19 protein-coding genes are annotated in these 20002 nt (G+C 70.0%); 7 read left to right on the forward strand and 12 right to left on the reverse strand.

Translation table 11 applies throughout. The features are described 5' to 3' along the window. Positions 1-76: 76 nt before the first annotated feature. Positions 77-343, reverse strand: coding sequence for a zf-HC2 domain-containing protein (locus ELQ94_RS07225; RefSeq protein ID WP_127048673.1), 267 nt, complete (start codon positions 341-343; stop codon positions 77-79). After that, entirely contained in the window at positions 340-1176 is an 837-nt protein-coding gene (locus tag ELQ94_RS07230) for a sigma-70 family RNA polymerase sigma factor (RefSeq protein WP_424976951.1), read from the reverse strand. Before ELQ94_RS07230 ends, ELQ94_RS07225 begins: the two co-directional genes overlap by 4 nt. A 47-nt stretch (positions 1177-1223) precedes the next feature. On the opposite strand from ELQ94_RS07230, the gene aroA reads away from it, so the two are divergent. The 3 genes from aroA to bcp are packed head-to-tail and all read left to right on the forward strand — an operon-like array spanning position 1224 to position 4122. Then, complete coding sequence (aroA, locus tag ELQ94_RS07235) at positions 1224-2585, forward strand: 3-phosphoshikimate 1-carboxyvinyltransferase (protein ID WP_127048675.1); 1362 nt, start codon at positions 1224-1226, stop codon at positions 2583-2585. Beyond that, positions 2582-3649, forward strand: coding sequence for a ribosome small subunit-dependent GTPase A (rsgA, locus tag ELQ94_RS07240; protein ID WP_127048677.1), 1068 nt, complete (start codon positions 2582-2584; stop codon positions 3647-3649). Before aroA ends, rsgA begins: the two co-directional genes overlap by 4 nt. Then, positions 3646-4122, forward strand: a complete 477-nt coding sequence (gene bcp, locus ELQ94_RS07245) for a thioredoxin-dependent thiol peroxidase (RefSeq protein WP_127048679.1) — start codon at positions 3646-3648, stop codon at positions 4120-4122. The genes rsgA and bcp overlap by 4 nt, the downstream gene beginning before the upstream one ends. Positions 4123-4273: 151 nt before the next feature. Here bcp and ELQ94_RS07250 read toward each other — a convergent pair whose 3' ends face one another. Then, complete coding sequence (locus ELQ94_RS07250; RefSeq protein ID WP_127048681.1) at positions 4274-4723, reverse strand: hypothetical protein; 450 nt, start codon at positions 4721-4723, stop codon at positions 4274-4276. A gap of 441 nt (positions 4724-5164) precedes the next feature. Between ELQ94_RS07250 and ELQ94_RS07255 the strand changes: the two genes are divergently transcribed. After that, positions 5165-5413, forward strand: a complete 249-nt coding sequence (locus tag ELQ94_RS07255) for a WhiB family transcriptional regulator (protein WP_127048683.1) — start codon at positions 5165-5167, stop codon at positions 5411-5413. Positions 5414-5595: 182 nt separating this feature from the next. Here the strand turns inward: ELQ94_RS07255 and ELQ94_RS07260 are convergent, their stop codons facing one another. From ELQ94_RS07260 to ELQ94_RS07270, 3 genes are read right to left on the reverse strand one after another with little or no spacing between them, the layout of a single operon-like run. Continuing rightward, complete coding sequence (locus ELQ94_RS07260; RefSeq protein WP_127048686.1) at positions 5596-7089, reverse strand: sensor histidine kinase; 1494 nt, start codon at positions 7087-7089, stop codon at positions 5596-5598. A 9-nt stretch (positions 7090-7098) separates the two neighbouring features. Beyond that, positions 7099-8361 carry a CpaE/TadZ family protein gene (locus tag ELQ94_RS07265; RefSeq protein ID WP_127048688.1) on the reverse strand — a complete coding sequence of 421 codons (1263 nt, stop codon included), beginning with the start codon at positions 8359-8361 and terminating at the stop codon, positions 7099-7101. Continuing rightward, complete coding sequence (locus ELQ94_RS07270) at positions 8358-8945, reverse strand: hypothetical protein (RefSeq protein ID WP_127048690.1); 588 nt, start codon at positions 8943-8945, stop codon at positions 8358-8360. The genes ELQ94_RS07265 and ELQ94_RS07270 overlap by 4 nt, the downstream gene beginning before the upstream one ends. 167 nt (positions 8946-9112) lie before the next feature. On the opposite strand from ELQ94_RS07270, the gene ELQ94_RS07275 reads away from it, so the two are divergent. After that, positions 9113-9403, forward strand: coding sequence for a helix-turn-helix domain-containing protein (locus ELQ94_RS07275; protein ID WP_127048692.1), 291 nt, complete (start codon positions 9113-9115; stop codon positions 9401-9403). Between the two features lie 56 nt (positions 9404-9459). Here ELQ94_RS07275 and ELQ94_RS07280 read toward each other — a convergent pair whose 3' ends face one another. Beyond that, positions 9460-10056: a hypothetical protein gene (locus tag ELQ94_RS07280; RefSeq protein WP_127048694.1), complete on the reverse strand. Its 597-nt coding sequence runs from the start codon at positions 10054-10056 to the stop codon at positions 9460-9462. Positions 10057-10538: 482 nt separating this feature from the next. Here ELQ94_RS07280 and ELQ94_RS07285 point away from each other — a divergent pair, with 482 nt between their 5' ends. Then, positions 10539-11021: an Rv3235 family protein gene (locus tag ELQ94_RS07285; RefSeq protein WP_243696906.1), complete on the forward strand. Its 483-nt coding sequence runs from the start codon at positions 10539-10541 to the stop codon at positions 11019-11021. A 186-nt stretch (positions 11022-11207) separates the two neighbouring features. Here ELQ94_RS07285 and secA read toward each other — a convergent pair whose 3' ends face one another. Then, complete coding sequence (secA, locus tag ELQ94_RS07290; RefSeq protein ID WP_127048696.1) at positions 11208-14075, reverse strand: preprotein translocase subunit SecA; 2868 nt, start codon at positions 14073-14075, stop codon at positions 11208-11210. A gap of 268 nt (positions 14076-14343) precedes the next feature. On the opposite strand from secA, the gene ELQ94_RS07295 reads away from it, so the two are divergent. Then, positions 14344-14973, forward strand: a complete 630-nt coding sequence (locus ELQ94_RS07295) for a PadR family transcriptional regulator (protein ID WP_127048698.1) — start codon at positions 14344-14346, stop codon at positions 14971-14973. A gap of 104 nt (positions 14974-15077) precedes the next feature. On the opposite strand, the gene hpf is transcribed toward ELQ94_RS07295, so the two are convergent. The 4 genes from hpf to mtrB form a co-directional block, all read right to left on the reverse strand. Beyond that, positions 15078-15740, reverse strand: coding sequence for a ribosome hibernation-promoting factor, HPF/YfiA family (hpf, locus tag ELQ94_RS07300; RefSeq protein ID WP_127048700.1), 663 nt, complete (start codon positions 15738-15740; stop codon positions 15078-15080). A 93-nt stretch (positions 15741-15833) separates the two neighbouring features. Next, positions 15834-16568 (reverse strand): ComF family protein, encoded by a 735-nt coding sequence (locus ELQ94_RS07305; protein WP_127048702.1) that lies wholly within the window; start codon positions 16566-16568, stop codon positions 15834-15836. A gap of 101 nt (positions 16569-16669) precedes the next feature. Further along, a complete protein-coding gene (locus ELQ94_RS07310; RefSeq protein ID WP_127048704.1) occupies positions 16670-18349 on the reverse strand; it encodes an LpqB family beta-propeller domain-containing protein in 1680 nt (559 codons plus the stop codon). Next, the gene (gene mtrB, locus ELQ94_RS07315) at positions 18346-19998 is read right to left on the reverse strand and encodes an MtrAB system histidine kinase MtrB (RefSeq protein WP_243696907.1); all 1653 of its coding nucleotides are present in this window, start codon (positions 19996-19998) and stop codon (positions 18346-18348) included. Before mtrB ends, ELQ94_RS07310 begins: the two co-directional genes overlap by 4 nt. Positions 19999-20002 lie beyond the last annotated feature (4 nt).

Here is a 20002-nt window from a genome sequence, read left to right on the forward strand (position 1 = left end):
GTGATCGGGGCGGGCGAGGGATTTTCTCGTTGGAGACGCTCGGGTGTCCAGACGCGGTCGCCCGCGTCCGGCGCGATCAGACCGCCGGCGTCGATTCCGTCTCGTGCCCGGCCTTGATGGCTCGGAGGCGCTCGAGGACCTGGTCGCGCAGGTCGGCCGGGGCCGTCTCCTTGCACGCGCGCTGAACGGCCTCCGTGAGCGTCACCGAGAGCGCCGCCTCGCTGCGGCACGATTCGCAGTGCTCGAGGTGGGTGCGGATATCCGCTGCCTCGGTCCGGCACACCTCGTCGCGCAGGAACTCCTCGAGGTCCCGCTTCGCCTTGTCACAACCGCAGTCGCTCATCGTGCACTCCTCACGCGTGTGGTTTCGATGCCGCGCTCGCGCGCATAATCGGCCAGCAGATCCCTCAGCAGTCGGCGGCCACGGTGCAGCCGACTCATGACGGTTCCGATGGGGGTCTTCATGATGTCGGCGATCTCCTGGTACGCGAATCCCTCCACGTCGGCCAGGTAGACCGCGAGGCGGAAGTCCTCGGGGATCGCTTGCAGCGCGTCCTTGACGGCGCTGTCCGGCATCCGGTCGATCGCCTCGGCCTCCGCCGAGCGGCTCGAGGTCGCCGTAGTCGACTCGGCGCCGCCGAGCTGCCAGTCCTCGAGATCGTCGATCGTGCCCTGGTAGGGCTCCCGCTGCTTCTTGCGGTACTGGTTGATGTACGTGTTCGTGAGGATCCGGTAGAGCCACGCCTTGAGATTCGTGCCCTGCTGGAACTGTCCGAAGGCGGCGTACGCCTTCACGAACGTCTCCTGGACGAGGTCCTGTGCGTCCGACGGGTTCTTCGTCATCCGCATCGCCGCGCCGTAGAGCTGGTCGATGAACGGGAGCGCCTGCTCCTCGAAGAGGGGGCGCGGATCGGCGACCGGTTCGGCCTCGACCGACGGCGTCTCCACGTCGGCCACCGCCACGGATCGAGCGTCGGTCGTCTCCGTGCCGGTTTCATCGGCGGAGACGTCCGACGGGGCGTTGATCCCGGCGGAACCGGAAACGGGGGCGTCATCGATCGGTATCATCGACGCCCAGTCTAGTTCCAGCGGCTGTGCGCGACCGGGGCCGGTCGGCGCACGCTCCGTTCCCGTCGCGTCCGCGAGTCCCGGGCGTTCGAGCACTGCCTGCACCATGGACCCTCCTCTCGTCGCGGCCCGTGGGCCGTTACCCTAGGACAACGATGTTCGAAGCCAAATATTCCGCGCCAGAGGTCGACCTGTTCGGCATGCGCGAGACGCCAGCGACCGACGACGACTGGGTGGCGCCGTTCGCGCACGGCCCCGTCACCACGCGTGTGACCCTCCCGGGGTCGAAGTCGATCACGAACAGGGAGCTCGTCCTGTCCGCCCTCGCCGACTCCCCGTCACGGTTGCGCGCTCCCCTGCACTCGAAGGACAGCGGCAACATGGTCGAGGCGCTTCGTGCCCTCGGCACCACGATCGAACCGGCTCCGGCGAGCGGCGACTACGGGGACGACTGGATCGTGACCCCGACCGAAGAGCTCACGGGATCGACCACGATCGAGTGCGGACTCGCCGGCACCGTCATGCGGTTCGTCCCGCCCGTCGCCGCCCTCGCCCTCGGCCCCACCGTCTTCGACGCCGACGACGCGGCCCGCGGGCGCCCGATGGGCGGGCTCATCGCGGGGCTCGCGGCCCTCGGGGTCGACGTCGACGCGAACAGCGCCGACGCACTCCCGTTCACCGTGCACGGCACGGGATCGGTCGGCGGAGGGTCCCTCGAGATCGACGCATCCCAGTCGAGCCAGTTCGTGTCGGGACTGCTCCTGTCCGCTTCCCGCTTCGATCGGGGCATCGAGCTGCACCATCGGGGCGAGCGGCTGCCGAGTGTGCCCCACATCGAGATGACGATCGACGCCCTCCGCCAGCGCGGGGTGGACGCGTCGTCGCGAGAAACCGGTTCCTGGAGCGTCTCCCCCGGCCCGATCGCGGGACGCGACGTGCGGATCGAGTCCGATCTGTCGAACGCCGCGCCGTTCCTCGCCGCGGCGGTCGCCACGGGCGGGCGCGTCACGATCGACGGCTGGCCCGAGACGACGACGCAGGTCGGAGCCGATCTCGCACACCTGCTGCCCCTCTTCGGCGCGCACGTCGACGTCGCGGACGGCCGCATCACGGTGACCGGTCCGAACGAGATCTCAGGCGTCGACATCGACCTCACGACCGGAGGAGAACTCGCCCCGGCCCTCGCGGCCCTCGCTGCTCTCGCCTCGTCCCCGTCCACCCTCCGTGGCATCGGGCACATCCGTCACCACGAGACCGACCGACTCGCTGCCCTCGCAACGGAGATCAACCGCCTCGGCGGCGAGGTGGAGGAGCTTCCCGACGGCCTGCGTATCACCCCGCGTCCGCTCACCGCCGGGCGGTGGATGACCTACCACGACCACCGGATGGCCACGGCCGGAGCGATCATCGGCCTCGTCGTCGAGGGTGTGCGGATCGAGAACATCGCCACAACGGGCAAGACCCTTCCGGAGTTCCCGTCGCTCTGGCGGCGCATGGTGGAGGCTCACGTCGCGTGAGCTGGTGGGAGACGCCCGAGAACACGGGAGACGACGAGTTCGACGAGTACGACGAGGCCGCCTTCCGCGCCCGTCCGAACCCCAAGGGATCCAGGCCGCGCACGAAGCAGCGCCCCGAGCACAAGGACGCCCTGTCTGCCCGCGTCCTCTCCGTCGATCGTGGGCGCTATCTCGTGCTCCTCGACGAGGACACCCCCGAGGAGCGCGAGCTCACGGCCACCCGAGCGTCCCAATTGCGCCGCAAGGCGGTCGTCACGGGTGACCAGGTCGACCTCGTGGGCGACACGAGCGGCGAGGACGGCACGCTCGCGCGCATCGTCCGCGTCGGCGAGCGGTCGACCCTCCTGCGCCGAAGCGCCGACGACACCGACCAGGTGGAACGGATCATCGTGGCGAACGCCGACCAGATGGTCGTCGTCGTCGCGGCGGCCAACCCCGAGCCCCGCGCGCGCCTCGTGGACCGGTACCTCGTGGCCGCTCTCGACGCCAGGATCAAGCCGATCCTCTGCATCACCAAGACGGACCTCGCCGATCCCACCGAGTTCCTCGAGAACTTCGCCGGCCTCGACCTCGACGTCGTGACGTCCGGTTCCGGAAGCATCCCGATCGACGAGATCACCGAACGCCTCGTGGGCCACTCGAGCGTCTTCGTCGGCCACTCGGGCGTCGGGAAGTCGACGCTCGTGAACGCCCTCGTGCCGGACGCGCGGCGCGCGATCGGTCGCGTCAACGACGTGACCGGACGCGGACGCCACACCTCGTCGTCGACGGAGTCGTATCGCGTGCGCACGCCCCACGGAAGCGGCTGGGTCATCGACACCCCCGGCGTCCGCTCCTTCGGGCTCGGACACGTCGATCCGGCGAACATCCTCGGCGCCTACACGGACCTCGCCGACATCGCCGAGCGGTGCCCCCGCGGGTGCACGCACCTCCCCGACGCCCCCGACTGCGCGATCGCCGAGGCCGTCGCGGACGGCGAGCTGGGCGAGGGCGGAGCGGCCCGGCTCGACTCCTTCCACCGGCTTCTGCAGAGCGTCGCGTCCTCACCTAAGCTCGGAGAGTGACCACCTCTCAGCGCCTCGAAGCGGGTCAGCCCGCTCCCCCGTTCTCCCTCCCGAACCAGGACGGCGAGACCGTCTCGCTGTCGGACCTCGCGGGTCAGCGCGTCATCCTGTTCTTCTACCCCGAAGCGATGACGCCCGGCTGCACCACCCAGGCCTGCGACTTCCGCGACAACGAGGCCTCGCTCCTCGCCGCCGGTTACACCGTGATCGGGGTCTCGCGCGACGCCGCGGCCAAGCAGACGGCGTTCCGCGAGCGGGACGCGCTTCCCTTCGACCTCCTCTCGGACGAGGACAAGGCCGTGCACCTCGCCTACGGCGCCTGGGGCGAGAAGAACAGCTACGGCAAGACCGTCACCGGTGTGCTCCGGTCGACCTTCGTCATCTCACCCGACGGAACGCTCGAGCACGCGCTCTACAACGTCAAGGCGACAGGCCACGTCGCGATGCTGCGCAAGAAGCTCGGACTCGTCTAGACCGACCTCGCGGGCGAGTCCGCGTCAGGCCAACGTCGCGGGCTAGCCCCATCAGCCAACGTCGCGATGCTGCGCAAGAAGCTCGGACTCGTCTAGACCGACCTCGCGGGCGAGTCCGCGCCAGGCGAACGTCGCGGGCTCGCCCGAGACCTCAGGCGCCGGGCTCGATCTCCGGGTCGGGACGTCTCGTGTGCTCCATCACCGATCGGGTGCACATCAGCACGAGCACGAGGATCGACGGTACGGCGATCGCCGCCCCGATGAGCGGCTGTGCGAACGAGCCCTGAATCGCACCGAGCGCGATCGCCAGCTGTACGAGCTGCCAGAACACCGCTCCTCCGCGCGACCACGGTGCTCCTCGTCGGAGCGACAGCGAGATCCATGTGACCCAGACGGCCGCGATGGCCGTCAGGACGATGAGCGCGATCGCGCTCGCCATCGATGCGGGCGTGAGGGTGACGACGTCCACGAGCAGGACGACGACGGCGACGACGAGGGCGATCGCCTCGATCCCGACGAGAACCACGGCGAGGACGACGGCGCGGGATGGGCGGGTGCGGCGGCCCTCCAGCCCACCGGAGCGGTCGTCGGGGAGGTCCATCGAGGCAGCGTTCACAGGCCAATCCCATACAGAGCTATTGATTCGGTTCTACCAGTATGCGACCATATTGGAGGCCGAAACGACGCTCTCAGGGTTGCGAGCACGTCCACGCGACGGACCTCCCCCGGAGACCGCCACCCCTGTTCGAACGCCCGGCGCCGATCACCGCGAGCACAACCGTGTTCACCCGATCAGCGCCCGAGACGTTCGCTGCTGGAGCGACCGACCGCCACAACCTCAGTCCATCGAGCGATGCTCGACGGATGAGTCCGATAGGCGCTGGTCGACGCAGAGGAGGACGTGTCCGATACGACGGACCACAGCGAACGATCGGTGCCCTCCGATGTGTTCGCGGGTTCCGGCCACGAGACCCTCTCTACGACCCCCTGTGGTCGACGACCCCCTGTGGTCGATTCCCCCCGCAATTGAAGGAGTACCCGCATGGACTGGCGCGACAAATCCGCTTGCCTGACCGCCGACCCGGAGCTGTTCTTCCCCGTCGGAAACACGGGACCGGCCGTCGACCAGATCGACAAGGCCAAGGCCGTCTGCGGCCGCTGCACCGTCACGGAGATCTGCCTCCAGTACGCGCTCGAGACCGGCCAGGACTCCGGGGTCTGGGGCGGGCTGTCCGAGGACGAGCGCCGCGCCCTCAAGCGCCGCGCCGCCCGCGCCCGCCGCGCCTCCTGAGCGTCCGGCACACCTGACCACCCGGATCCCCGGGGTGCTGAGCACCCCGGGGATTCGCCGTGGTCCGCCCCGGTACGTCTGACGGCGCTCGATCCACGGAGCGCCCGGCCGCCGGGTTCCCTCGGCATCCCACGTTCTCGTCACGACCGGATTCCGAGCGGGGGCCGTCGGGCGACGGCGGATCAGCGCGTGCGCATCCAGCGGAACGGCATGTCGATCGTGACCTCGGTCCCGTTTCCGACCACCGTGTGCCAGTCGATCGTCCCTCCGAGCTCCCCCTGGATCAGGGTGCGCACGATCTGCGTGCCGAGTCCCGAGCCGACCTTGCCCTCCGGGAGGCCCGCCCCGTTGTCCCTGACGACGACGGTGAGCCTCTCGTCGTTGCGCTGGGCCTCGATCTCGACGCTGCCCTCGAGCCCGTTGAGACCGTGCTCGACGGCGTTCGTGACGAGCTCGGTGAGGGCCAGCGCGAGCGGCGTCGCGTACTCGCTCGGCAGCACGCCGAACGATCCCGTCTTGCGCGGATGCGCCGTCGTGTTGTGCGCCGACGCGACCTCGGCGACGAGCATGAGCACACGATCGAAGACCTCGTCGAAGTCGACCTCCTGCGTCAGCCCCTCCGAGAGCGTGTCGTGGACGACGGCGATCGCTGCGACCCGTCGCATGGCCTGGCCGAGCGCGGCTCGCGCCTCCTCGGTGTGCGAACGACGCGACTGGATGCGCAGGAGCGAGGCCACCGTCTGCAGGTTGTTCTTCACCCGGTGGTGGATCTCACGGATGGTCGCGTCCTTCGTGAGGAGCTCACGTTCCTGGTGACGCTGCTCGGAGACGTCGCGGCAGAGCACGATGGCTCCCGTCCGCGCGCCCTGACGTCGCAGCGGGATGGCCCGGAGGGTGACGGTGACCCCGCGCGCCTCGACGTCGGTGCGCCACGGCGCCCGTCCCGTCACGACGAGCGGCAGCGACTCGTCGGTGAGGTCCTCCGACGGGAGGATGCGCGTGGTGACCTCCGCGAGCGACTCCCCCTCGAGCTCCTCGCCGAAACCCATCCGGTTGAAGGCGGAGAGGGCGTTGGGGCTCGCGAACGTCGTCACCCCTTCGACATCGAGCCGGATGAGCCCGTCGGACGCGCGCGGGGCGCCGCGACGAGGTCCCTCCGGGGCGGAGAGGTCGGGGAAGTCGCCCGCCGAGATCATCGTGAAGAGCTCGCTCGCGGTGTCGTTGAACGTGAGCTCCTGGCGGCTCGGGGTACGCGCCTCCCCGAGGTTCGTGTGACGAGTGAGGACGGCGATGGGCGCGTCGGTCGTCTCGGGGTGCGACGCCCGGAGGCGGCGGAGCACGGGCACCGCTCGGACACGCGTCGGTGTCTCCTCGTACCAGTCCGGAGCGGACGAGTCGACGATGGCGCCCGTCTCGAAGGCCTCGGTGACCTGGGCGCGCCACTGCTGCTTGATGCGCTGCCCCACGAAGTCGCGGTAGAAGAGGGTGGCCGCGCTCGACGGTCGGTAGTGCGCGACCGCGACGAAGCTGTCGTCGTTCGTCGGCACCCACAGCACGATGTCCGCGAAGGCCAGATCGGCGAGGAGCTGGGCGTCCTGGATCAGCATGTGCAGCCAGTCGACGTCCTCGTCTACCGAGCGTCCCTGGGCGAGAACCAATTCACTGAGCGTCGACACGGGACCAGTCTAGGCCGAGCGCTCCACGGCGGACCGCGCCACCCGACGGCGACGCGACGGCCGCGCGGCCTCCTTCCTCGTCGCCCGTCGTCCACCCGGATTCGGCTCACTCGCGACGACGAGGTGGGCGCGGACGTAGCGGCGGATCTCGGCGACCGCCGCCGATCGCGGCGACACCTCACCCATCGGACGAGCCTCGAGCACGGCGGCGTCCGCCGTCTTCGCGTCGTTCGGCACGAGCACGGGATCCTCGATCCCCCCGAACCGGCGGAGGGTCGTGACGAGCTGATGACCGGCCCCGACCCCGATGGTCGACGACCGGACGCGATTCATCACCGTGTCCACCCGGGTGTCGCCGACCACCTCTCGGAGGTCCGCCGCGGCCCGGATGAAGCGCGTGACGCCCACGGGATCGGCCGCGCCGACGGCGACCACCCGGTCGGCCGCCCGGAGCGCCGCGATCGTCGCGGCGTTGCGTCGCGGGGCGAAGAGATCGCTCGACAGGCCCTCGTCGTCCTCGAGCGAGAATCCGGCATCGATCACGACGTGATCCACCCAGGTGCGACACAGCTCGAGCGTGCGCGTGACGCGATCGGCGCTCAACTCCGGCCACCTCGACGATCGCGAGATCCCCGTGAGCACGGCCAGGCGTCCGACGTCCACGGGGTGGTCCCGACCGACCCGTTCGAGCTCGTCGGTCGTCAAGGCGTCCTGCCCCACCAATCGGCACGCAGCGGCGAGACCGGGCGCCTCGTCGAGCATCCCCAGCGACGCCGCGACCGACGATCCCACCGTGTCCGCGTCCACGAGGACCACCGTCGCGCCGCTGCGCGCGAGCTCGTGGGCGATCGTGATGGCCACCGTCGTGCGTCCTGGGGCGCCGCTCGGGCCCCAGACGGCGACGATCCCTCCGCTGCGTGCGACGGTACGGGCGGAGACGGACCCGCCGACCACCACGTCGTCGAGGTCGTCGATGGGAGCATCGACCGACACGACGTCGTACACGCCGAGGGAGACGGCCAGGCGCCGGGACGACTCCCCGTCGAGCAGGGCGACGAGACGGACTCCTGCGTCGTCGCAGGCCGCGAGGACGGCTCGTGTGAGGTGCTCCCGATCGGCCGAGACCACGAGCACGTCCGGGGCGAGGGGCGCGAGGAGGAGCGGGAGGTCGTCGCCGTCGGCGAACCGTGCGACGAGGTCGTGACCGCGTTCCACGAGGGCTCCGATGACGGCGTCCTCGAGGCCGCGATCGACGGCGAACGCGATCCTCATTCGGTGCCCGCCACGACGGGTACGAGCGCGAGGGCCTCATCGGCCGCCATCGCCGCGAGTACCGCAGCGACCGCACCGTCGGGGACGGCGAGCTCGACCGAGACGTCCGCCGACCCCGACACGAGTCCCTCCTCCTCGACGATCCGCACGACGACCGCCTCCGAGACGAGCACGGACGGGGGCCCCACGTCGTCCTCGCCGGCGCGACCGGACGTCCACACGTCGACCTCGCGTCCCGCCACGACCCCCTCCGGGAGTCGGCCGGAGACCGACACGACGACCGGCGATCGCGAGACGTCGCGGGCGGCCCCGACGGCATCCTCGGGGACGAGCTCCCCCGCGAAGACCGTGCGCGTGGCGACCGCATGGTCGGCGACCGATCCCGGCACGAGGTAGAGCCCCTCGGCGTCGCCGAGCGAGACGTGCACGATCGCGAGCTCGGCCTCGTCGATCGGGTCGCCGACGACGACCGTCGACGACGCCGCGTAGACGGCGACGGACCGGTCCGACGCCGACACGACGGCCCAGACACCGGCCATCGACGCGATCACGAGACCCGCGCCCATGAGGAGTCGAACGTCCATGGTCCGGGGACCGGATCGTCGTCCCCTGCTCAGAACACCCATCGCACAACTCCCCCGTCCCGACACGACCCCCGTGCCGGGAGCAATCGTGTCAAGGCGTGACGGCCGGGGCCGAATGTTATCCACAACGCCGGATCGGACCGAGCCCACCGTCCATACTCGAAGGCATGGACGCCGTATCCCCCGACTCGATCGGACGATTCCTGACGATCGGCGACGCCTCGGAGATCCTCAACATCTCGTCGGACGAGGTGCTCGACCTCGTGCGATCGACCGAGCTGCCCGCGATCCGCGTCGGTAGCCCGCGACGCTGGCGCATCGAGCGCGCGGCACTCGAAGACTTCATCGCCGCGAAGTACGAAGAGTCGCGCCGCATGGGCCTCTGGCGGGAGATCGCCGCGGCGAGCGTCACGGACCTCTCCGACACGCGTGACGTCGTGGCGCTGCCGCCCCGCTGAGCCCGCCCCGCTGAGCCCGCCCGTCGAACCCGGCCCGCGGGCCAGGTCGGCCCGGTTCAGAGCATGATGCGGTGAACCGCGGCGAACGGGATGAGCAACACGTGAGCGACGTCGCGTTGACGGCGCGCCACGCCCCGTTCGTGGAGCGCCAGATCGACGTGGTCGCGGCCGGCGCGATCGATCGTGCCGGATCTCACGCCTCCTCCGGTGTGGATGTCGACGGAGACTCGACGCCGGCACAGGTCGCGGAGCACGAAGGGCAGCCCGATCCGGTCGGACACCCGAGGACCGCCTCCCGTCGCCGGAAGAGCGGCGAGGGTGCGCGGCACCTCGGCGGTGGGGACGGTCACCGCCGTGATGGAGGCGATGGGCACGATGCACCCCCGACCCCGCGCATCGGCCGTCACCGTCTCGCCCGAGATCCAGTCGCGACCGAACGTCGTCGGTCGCAACACGACGCGATCACCGGCGGCGAGCTCGATCGCCAGCGGGGCCGCCGCCCGTGATCCGGTCGCATGCGCCTCGAGACGCTCCCGCAGGAGGAGGCGACCGACACGCAGTCGCTCGTCGTCCGCCCGGGCATCACGCTCCTCGGCGTCGCGCTCCGAGGCCAGCTGACTCTCGAGGTCGTCGAACAGATCGTCCCAGCGCATTCCGGCCCCCTCCCGAGGACGCCAGAGTATCGACGCGCGGCGCTCTCCGGACGCGGTTGTCCCCATGCGTCACGCCTCTGCCGTCCCCCTGTCGAGAGACACCCCCCGATACAGGGAGAGGGGGGACCATTGTCGGTCTCCCACGCCGTGGATACTCTCTCCACAGGTCACGACCGCGCTCCGCAGGGGGATCGCGGGATGCGCTACGGTGACTCGCACAGACACCCCCGTTCGGGGGTCACAACGTTGATGCAGACGCGCGCCGATTTGGGGGGCGAGGCGCTGCCACCGGAGGAGGGGCGACCCGCTCCGGCCACGTCCGACCCGTTTCGGGTCCGGTCGTGATCCCGTCTCTTCACAACTTCTCTTCGCTCGACCACCGTCCGTCCGCGCTTCGGCGCTCTGTCCTCGACCCGTACCCGCTAGCGGCGCGCTCGAGGGACGTCTCCGTGATCGAGCGCGCCCGGAAATCGGATTCCCGTATGCCCACTGCCTCATCAGCGAGCGCCAGCATGTCCGGCGCCTCGACCGCCCGCTCGACACCGTCGTCTCCCGCCCGCGCTCGACGGGGCGAGCCGTTCGACATCGACCGGTTCTTCGGACGGCAGGCCACTCCCACGGCGGACCTGCCGGACCCCGCACCGCTGCTCGAGAACCTCGCGCGCTGCGTCGTCGAGGTCCTCGGAGGGGCTCGCGAGCTCGAGCAGCTCGCACGTTGGGTGAGCGAGGACGTCTACCGCGGCATCCTGCGCCGATCGGTGCTCGCCCAGCGCGCACGCACACTGTCCGGCGCGCCGGTGGCCCGCCCCGTGCTCCGCATCGGCAGCGTCGTCGTGACGAGCCCGCGCGACGGCGTCATCGAGGGCGTCGTGGTCGCACACTCACGTCGACGCGCCCGGGCCGTCGCCATCCGCCTCGAGGGCGTCGACCGGCGATGGCGGGCGGTCGCCATCCACGTACTCTGATCGGGGAGACCCAGGATCAGAGTACGAGACGATCGAAGCGGCAGTCCCCCCGAGAGCGCCGACCGACGCTGGCGGGCAGGTCACCATCCACCTGCTCTGACCGGGACACCCCCGACCACACGACGAAACGATCGAAGCGGCGGGCCCGTCAGGGTCCGCCGCTTCGATGGTCTCCGGTCGCGTCGCCTACTTGCCCTTGCGGTCGCTCGCGCGGCGCTGGGCGCGGTTCGCTCCGGGCGCCGCCCCGCCCTCGGACTGGCCGAACGCTCCGCGGGCCGCCGGCTGGGCCTTCTGCCCGGCGTTCGCCGGGCGCTTCTGCGGGGCGCGACCGGCCTGCTGCGGCGTCGGGGCGGGAGCGGCGTCCGGGCCGACCGCGGCCTTCGCCGCCGCCTGCCGGGCGCGCGTCGTCGCACCCTTCACGATCTGGCCACGGGGGTTCCGCACCTCGACGTCGCCGTCCTCACCGGCGGCCGAGTAGCTGAGCTTCTCCTCGTCGCCCTCGGGTCGCGCGAGTCCCTTCGCGGAGATCGACGCCCCGACTTCGCCGGCGTCGGCGCTCTTCACCTCGACCTCGAGGTTGAACAGGTACCCGACGGACTCCTCGCGGATCTGACCCATCATCTGCTGGAACATCGTGTAGCCCTCGCGCTGGTACTCGACCAGCGGGTCGCGCTGCGCCATCGCACGGAGGCCGATGCCGTCCTTCAGGTAGTCCATCTCGTAGAGGTGATCGCGCCAGCGGCGATCGATCACCTGGAGCACGACGCGGCGCTCGAGCTCTCGCATGGCCGGAGAACCGAGCTGCTCCTCGCGGCGCTCGTAAGCGAGCTTCGCGTCGGACAGGATCTCGCGGCGCAGGAAGTCTCGGTTGAGGCGGCCACGCGTGGACGCCTCCTGCACGACCTCGTCGATCGTGAGACCGATCGGGTACAGTGTCTTGAGCTCGACCCACAGGGCATCGAGGTCCCAGTCGTCGCTCGACCCCTCCGCGAGGTGCTGGTCGAGGACCTCGTCCACGACCCCCTCGAGGAACTTCTGCGTGCGATCGTGCAGATCGTCGCCCTCGAGGATGTGCCGGCGGTCGGCGTAGATGGCCTCGCGCTGACGGTTCAGGACGTCGTCGTACTTGAGCACGTTCTTACGGATCTCGGCGTTGCGGGACTCCACCTGGCCCTGTGCCGAGCGGATGGCACGGCTGACGACCTTGGACTCGATCGCGACGTCGTCGGGGACGCCGCGGGCCATGATGCCCTCCGCCGCTCCCGAGTTGAACAGACGCATGAGGTCGTCGGTGAGGGAGAGGTAGAAGCGACTCTCACCCGGGTCGCCCTGACGTCCCGAGCGTCCGCGGAGCTGGTTGTCGATGCGGCGCGACTCGTGGCGCTCGGTGCCGAGGACGTAGAGTCCCCCGGCATCGCGGACCTTCTCGGCCTCCTCCTCCACCTCGGCCTTGACCCGGTCGAAGACCTCGTCCCACGCGGCCTCGTACTCGTCGGGCGTCTCCGACGGGGAGAGCCCCTTCTGGCTCATCTCCTGCACGGCGAGGAACTCCGCGTTGCCGCCGAGCATGATGTCGGTACCGCGGCCCGCCATGTTGGTGGCGACGGTCACTCCCCCGAGCCGTCCGGCCTGGGCGACGATGGCCGCCTCGCGCGCGTGGTTCTTCGCGTTCAGGACCTCGTGGCGGATGCCCTTCTTCGCGAGCAGCCGCGAGAGGTACTCGCTCTTCTCGACGCTCGTCGTTCCGACGAGGACGGGCTGGCCGCTCTCGTGGCGCTCGACGATGTCCTCGACGACCTGACCGAACTTCGATTCCTCGTTCTTGTAGACGAGGTCCGACTGGTCCTTGCGCTTCATCGGCCGGTTCGTGGGGATCGGGACCACGCCGAGCTTGTACGTCGACATGAACTCGGCGGCCTCGGTCTCCGCGGTTCCCGTCATGCCGGAGAGCTTCTCGTACAGACGGAAGTAGTTCTGGAGGGTCACCGTGGCGAGGGTCTGGTTCTCGGCCTTGACCGCGACACCCTCCTTCGCCTCGATGGCCTGGTGCACGCCCTCGTTGTAACGACGGCCGGCGAGGATGCGCCCCGTGTGCTCGTCGACGATCATCACCTCGCCGTTCATGACGACGTAGTCCTTGTCCTTCTTGAACAGGGCCTTCGCCTTGATCGCGTTGTTGAGGAACGAGATGAGCGGCGTGTTCGCCGACTCGTACAGGTTGTCGATGCCGAGGTGGTCCTCGATCTTCTCGATACCGGCCTCGAGCACGCCGACGGTGCGCTTCTTCTCGTCGACCTCGTAGTCCACGCCCTCGATGAGGCGCACGGCGATCTTCGCGAACTCGGTGAACCACCGGTTCGCCTCACCGGACGCCGGTCCCGAGATGATGAGCGGGGTACGCGCCTCGTCGATGAGGATCGAGTCGACCTCGTCGACGACCGCGAAGAAGTGGCCGCGCTGCACCATGTCCTTCGACTGCCACGCCATGTTGTCGCGCAGGTAGTCGAAGCCGAACTCGTTGTTCGTGCCGTACGTGATGTCGGCCGCGTACTGTTCGCGCCGCTGGATCGGCGTCTGGCCCGAGAGGATGACGCCCGTGGTCATGCCGAGGGCGCGGAAGACACGGCCCATGAGCTCCGACTGGTACGACGCGAGGAAGTCGTTGACCGTGACGATGTGCACGCCCTTGCCCGCGATCGCGTTGAGGTACGCAGGGAGCGTCGCGACGAGCGTCTTGCCCTCACCCGTCTTCATCTCGGCGATGTTGCCGAGATGAAGAGCGGCGCCGCCCATGACCTGGACGTCGAACGGTCGCATTCCGAGCGTCCGCTTCGCGGCCTCACGGACGGCGGCGAACGCTTCGGGGAGCAGGTCGTCGAGGGACTCGCCCTTCTCGAAGCGTTCCCGCAGCTGATCCGTCTCCCCACGGAGCTCGTCGTCGCTGAGCCCGGTGAAGTCGTCCTCGAGCGAGTTGACGGTCTTCGAAATGCTCTGCAGTCGTCGGAGGATACGGCCTTCGCCGACCCTGAGGACCTTCTCCAGTACTGAGGCCACGGTTGAACTCCACTCGTGCGTCGTCGACATCGACCTCGAACCTCGGCCGGTGCATGTTTGCGGGCAGGGCGGAACCTGCACCACACCATGCTAGTCCGGCGTTCTCGCTCCACGCTGAAAGCGGGCGGAGCACTGTGCGCTCCGCCCGCCGTCACTCCCGACATCCACGGCGCGCCGCACATCTTCACCCCGACACACCTACCGGGTATGCATATGATCCGTATGCCCCCACTCGTCGGCGCTCGCGCGCCCGATCATCCGGAGATCCATGACGGTCCGCCACAGCATCCTCGCCATCCTCGCCGTGGGTCCCTGCTACGGATACCAGCTGCGGTCGGAGTTCGACCGGCGGACCGGGTCCACCTGGCCGCTCAACGTCGGCCAGATCTACACCACTCTCGAGCGCCTCGAGCGCGACCGCCTGGTGCAGCGCGGCGAGACGGATGCCGAGGGGCACCTGTACTGGGAGATCACCGGCGACGGACGAGCTGCGGTCGCGGAGTGGCTCGCCGACCCCGTCGCACCGGCACGGGGCGTGCGGGACGAACTCGCGGTCAAGATCGCGATCGCCTCGACGCTGCCCGGTGTGGACGCGGGCGCGCTCGTGAGCACCCAGCGATCGGCCACGGAACGGCGTCTCGCCGAGCTCGGCTCCGCCCGCTTCGACGGAGTGCCCGGCGGCCCGGAGGAACGCGCCTGGATGCTGCTCCACGACGGACTCGTCATCGACGCCGAGGGCGAACTGCGGTGGCTCGACCGCTGCGCCGACGTGATCGCGACGACGCCCGTCGCCCCCCTCCCCCTGTCGACGACCAGACCCCGCCGGGGTCGCCCGGCGAAGACGCTCGACCCGGCGGCCGGCGCGGCTACGTCGGCGCTCGCTCCGGCTGCGCCCTGACCGCTCGGCGCCGCCCGCCGCGTACGAGACGTCGAACCCTCCCGCTCAGCACGATGGCGTGCCCCCGTGAGGGAGCACGCCATCGATGATCCTCGGAGGGAACGTCAGCCGCGAGCCGCCTTCGCGGACTCGTCGACCAGTTCGATCACGCCGTAGTCCCACCCCTTGCGGCGGTACACGACGCTCGGCTGGTCCGTGCGGGCGTCGATGAAGAGGAAGAAGTCGTGGCCGACGAGCTCCATGCGGTCGACGGCCTCGTCGACCGTCATCCACTCGGCCGGGAACTCCTTCTCGCGGATCACGACGGGGCTGTACTCCTCCTCGTCCACGTCCGCCTCTTCACCGGCCACGGCGACCGAACCCGTCTGCACGCGCTCGAGGACGTCGACCGATGCGGCCTGCAGAGCGGCGTTCGCGAAGCCCTGCTCGCTCGCCGCGCGCAGCGGAGTGCGCCCCTTTCCGCGATGCACCTTCTTGCGGTCCTTCGACCGGCGTACCCGTTCGAGGATCTTCGCGATCGCCAGGTCGAAGGCGACGTATTTGTCGGAACCGGACGCCTCGGCGCGCACGAGCGGTCCCGGACCGATGAGGGTCAGCTCCACCCGGTCGTCTCCGGGCTTGCCGCTCTTGTCGTGGTGACGGCTGACCTTCACGTTGAACGCGAGTGCACGATCCGCGAGGTTCCCGAGCTTGGCGGACTTCTCCTCGACGTACTCGCGGAAGCGATCCGTGATCCCCAGCCCCAGACCGACGATTGTGGTTTCCACAGCGACCTCCCCGTTTATCGGCGTTCCGCCTGACGGTTCGGGCGGTTCTTCCACGCCGTGGTCACTCGACCCTAGCGCCGCATGCCGTGCTTGTCACGGCGACACTGACGGACCTCCCAGCAACCCGCCGCGGCGGTGGCGGCGACGCCGTCCGGGAGGCGTGCGTGCCAGCACGGCAGCCCCCACGACGATGCCTCCCGCGGCTCGGATCGCTCGGGCAGCCTCGGACAGGGTGGCCCCGGAGGTGAGCACGTCGTCCACGATGAGGACCCTTCTCCCGGTCACCCCATCGTCCGCCGACATCGCCGCTCGCACGTTGGCACGCCGGTCGGCGCGACCCAATCGGAGCTGGTCGAGCGGCTGTCTGACGAAACGCACCCGAGTGTCGAGCCGCACTCCCGCCCGATGGGCGAGCACGGAGACGGGCCGGTAGCCCCGCCGGCGCATCGAGGCCCGCCTGCTCGGGATGGGCACGACGAGGACCGCGGGCACCTGTCCTCTTGGATCCTCCTCCTCATCCCGGTCGACGGCGGCGAGCGCCGCGTCGACACTGCGGCCGAAGGGCTCGGCGAGGACGCGGGCCAGACCGGTCCGCCCGTCGTTCTTGAACGCGACGACGATGCGTGCGACCGCGTCCCCGTAGTCCACGGCGAACCAGACGGTGAACCCGTGCACGACCTCGCTGCGGACGACGGGCTCGCACTGCAGACGACACGCCCGGCACACGGGTACGTCCTCGAGCCCGCACCCCGCGCACGACACGGGGAGGAGGACCGCCGTCGCCCGGGTCACGGCGGTGACGACACTGGCGGGCACTCGGACGGTCATGCGACGAGTGTGACGACGCGGCGAACGGCCATGCGAGGAACCGACGGTCCCGGTGGAGGGATCGATCCCCGCCGTCCTGTGGACGACGGTCGCGTGGAGACTCAGCCGAGTGAGGCGAGCTGCGTCGCGAGGACGCGGATGCCGGTCGCTCGGGTCTGCCACCCCGAACCGCTCCGCACACGGATCTCGCCGGAGGCGAGCAGGGCCCGGATCTGCTGAGCCGTGTTCGCGCCGACGATCGTCGTCGCGCCGTCGAGCGACGGAGCCGGTGTCACCGTCGAACCGATCGTGTGCACGTCGATCTCGCTCGTGCCGTCGCGCGTCTCGGTGAGGTCGGCGACGGAACGGTCGTCGACCCAGGTCACGGCGCGCGGCGAGTTCATCGTCTCGTCCAGCTCGAACAGATCACCGATCCCGGTCGGTGCACCGGCCGGCTCCTCCCGGACGATCGCCGCGACCACGAGCCGCGTGCTCGAACCGCTCGTGATGAGCGCGGCGATCCTCGTGCCGTCCCGCGACACCTGGAGGGAGGTGATGCTCGACGCCTCCGGCCACGGGGTCGTGACCACCGACGAGCTGCCGTCCCTCCGGAACGCGAGCACCGCGCCCGGATCGTCCGCCGGCACGCTCCACGTGTAGCCGAACGGATCGACGCTCGGTGCGACGAGCCCGGGCCGAGCATCGACACGGAGACCACCCGAGCCGTCGCGGGCGACGACGAAGGTCCCGTCGTCGGTGAGGGCCGCAGCGAAGGCACCACCGAGCCCGAGCGACACGGCGGACGGCGCGAGCTCCTCGATCGACTCCGAGAGCCCGTCGAGACGCTCGATGCCGTCGCTCGCGAGATAGCCGAAGCCCTCGTCGGAGAGCACGAGGGCGCGCGCGTCCACCCGCGGAGACGGCACCGTGAGAGTGTCGATCGCCACGACGGCGCCCGCGGACGAGATGCTGTCGGCGCCGAGCGTCCCGATGCCCGAGAGACTCGCGGCGAGCTGCGCCTTCATCCGCGACTGTCCCAGGGCGTTCTCACCCACGAATCCGCCCGAGAAGTCCATCCGGACCACGTCCCCGTCGACGACGACCGACTGGGTCGAGAGCGCCGTGCCGTCGGGGAATGCGCTCCGGACCCCCGACGAGAGCCAGGCCGAGGGTCCCGCGAGAAGCGCGGACACGACGGTCGTCGCCGTCGACGCCCGCGTCGGGAACCAGCGGATGTCGGGCACGAGATACGTCCAGGTCGGGTCGAAGAACATGAGCGCGTGCGCTCCGAACACCGTGGCGAACGTGTCCGAGCCGAGCACGATCCCGTCGGGAGCCGAGCTGATGCGCCACTCGCCGTCCACCTGTTCGAACCCGTAGTCGAGCGGCACCGGATTGTCGGACGGATTGCTCTGGTAGAGGCCGGTCTCGTCCACCTGCGCCGACGGATAGACGCTCAGCCGCAGCTGCTCGTCGCCATTCGACTGGAAGCGGCGATCGGCGATCGAGTCCACGAGCACGCTCTTGTCCGGCTGCCACGATTCGCTCGCCCCCGGCGCGAGGTACTCCCGCGCGATCGCGTAGTCGTTCTGCGGGCCGCTCGCCGCAGCGATGAAGCCCCTGAGCACCTGCTCGGGGGTCGATCCCTGCTGCGGGCCGCTCGGGATGAAGGTGACGTCGATGTCGTCGTCCGTGACGATCGGGTTGCCGGCCTGCACATCGCCGCTGCGCGGGATGCCGACGCAGCCGGTACAGACCACGAGCACGAGAGCGGCGAGGACCGCGGCGAGGAGGCGTTTCACGGCGTCACATCCGTCCGTCGTTCGGTGGGGTCGACCGTCGCGAGCGACGGCGACTCGATATCGGTCGGGGGCGAGGGGATGGGGGAGATTCCGAGGGCGCCGCCCGGGCTGCGCGGCAGGGTGAGACGGAACAGGCTCCCGAGGCCCGGGCGCGACCACACGTCGAGGGACCCTCCGTGGAGCTTCGTATCGCTCATCGCGATGGACAGCCCCAGCCCGGTACCGCCGATCGTCCGCCGGCGGGAGGGATCGGCGCGCCAGAACCGGTCGAAGACGCGCTCCGCATACTCCTCCTTCATCCCGAGACCGAAGTCCCTCACGGCGAGGGCCACGGCGGTCTCCGAGCTGTCCACCGAGACGATGATCGATCGGCCCTCACCGTGCTCGATCGCGTTGCCGACGAGGTTGCGAACGATGCGGCGGATCCGCCTCGGATCGACGTCGATCTCCGTGTAGCCGCCGGGCGCGACGAGCAGGAGTTCCGAACCGTGCTGCCGCGCGAGGTCGCCCATCTCCTCGACGGAGTCCTCCGCGAGCCGAGCGATGCTCGTCGGTTCGGTCTCGAGCTCCGCCGATCCCGCGTCGTACCGACTGATCTCGAGGAGGTCCGCGAGCAGCAGCTCGAACCGCTCGACCTGGGTGTGGAGGAGTTCGGCCGTCCGCGCCGTCGCCGGTGCGAAGTCCTCGCGCTGGTCGTAGAGCACGTCCCCCGCGAGCCGGATGGTCGTGAGCGGGGTCCGCAGCTCGTGCGACACGTCGGAGACGAACCGCTGCTGCACGAGCGAGAGCTCCGCGAGCTCGCGGATCCGTGATTGAAGGGTGTCCGCCATCTCGTTGAACGAACGCGCGAGGGTGGCGATCTCGTCGTCGCCGGTGCGGTCGATCCGCACCTCGAGCTCCCCGGCCGCGAGCCGTTCGCTCGTCTCGGCCGCTTCGCGGATCGGGAGGACGACGATGCGCACGACGACCCACGCGACCGCCCCGACGAGGGCGAGGAGCGCGAGGCCCGCGACGAAGAGCGTGCGCTGCACGAACTGCAGGGTCTCCTCCTGATCGCTCAGGTCGTAGCCCATGTAGAGCTCGTAGTCCCCCGCGCTCCCCGCCGTGAAGCGCTGGCCCACGACGATGCCGGGCGATCCGTTCTCCGATCCCGAGAAACCGACGGACTGCCACCACTGCCCTTCCGCGTTCTCCTCGACCCCCTCACGAAGATCGTCCGAGATCACCTGACCGTCGAGTCCGGGGCTCTCGAAGTCCTGCGGGGCGGCCGGGTCGAAGTCCTGACCGGGCACCCGGTAGACCGTGATCATCCGCGACGAGGAGACGGTCGCGATGTCGCTCCGCGCCGAACCCATCACGCTGTCGAGGTTGATGGCATCGCCCGTCTGCGCGGCGTCGAAGGTGCGCTGCGCGGCGAGCTGGGCCCGCGACGAGTCCACGAGCACCTGGTTGAGGCGGGACTGGAACAGATCGTTGCCGATGCTCACGGACATGTAGGCCCCCGCGACGAAGACCGCGAGCCCGGTGAGTCCGATGGTGACGACCACGGTCTTGAACTGCAGCGAGCGCCGCCAGGCGTTCGCGATCGTGCGCGGCAGCGATCGCACCGCGCGAACGAGGGCGAGCGGGTCGAGACCGGCGTCGGACACGGCG

This window comes from Labedella endophytica (assembly GCF_003990045.1).
In the GTDB taxonomy this organism is placed as follows: Bacteria; Actinomycetota; Actinomycetes; order Actinomycetales; family Microbacteriaceae; genus Labedella; species Labedella endophytica.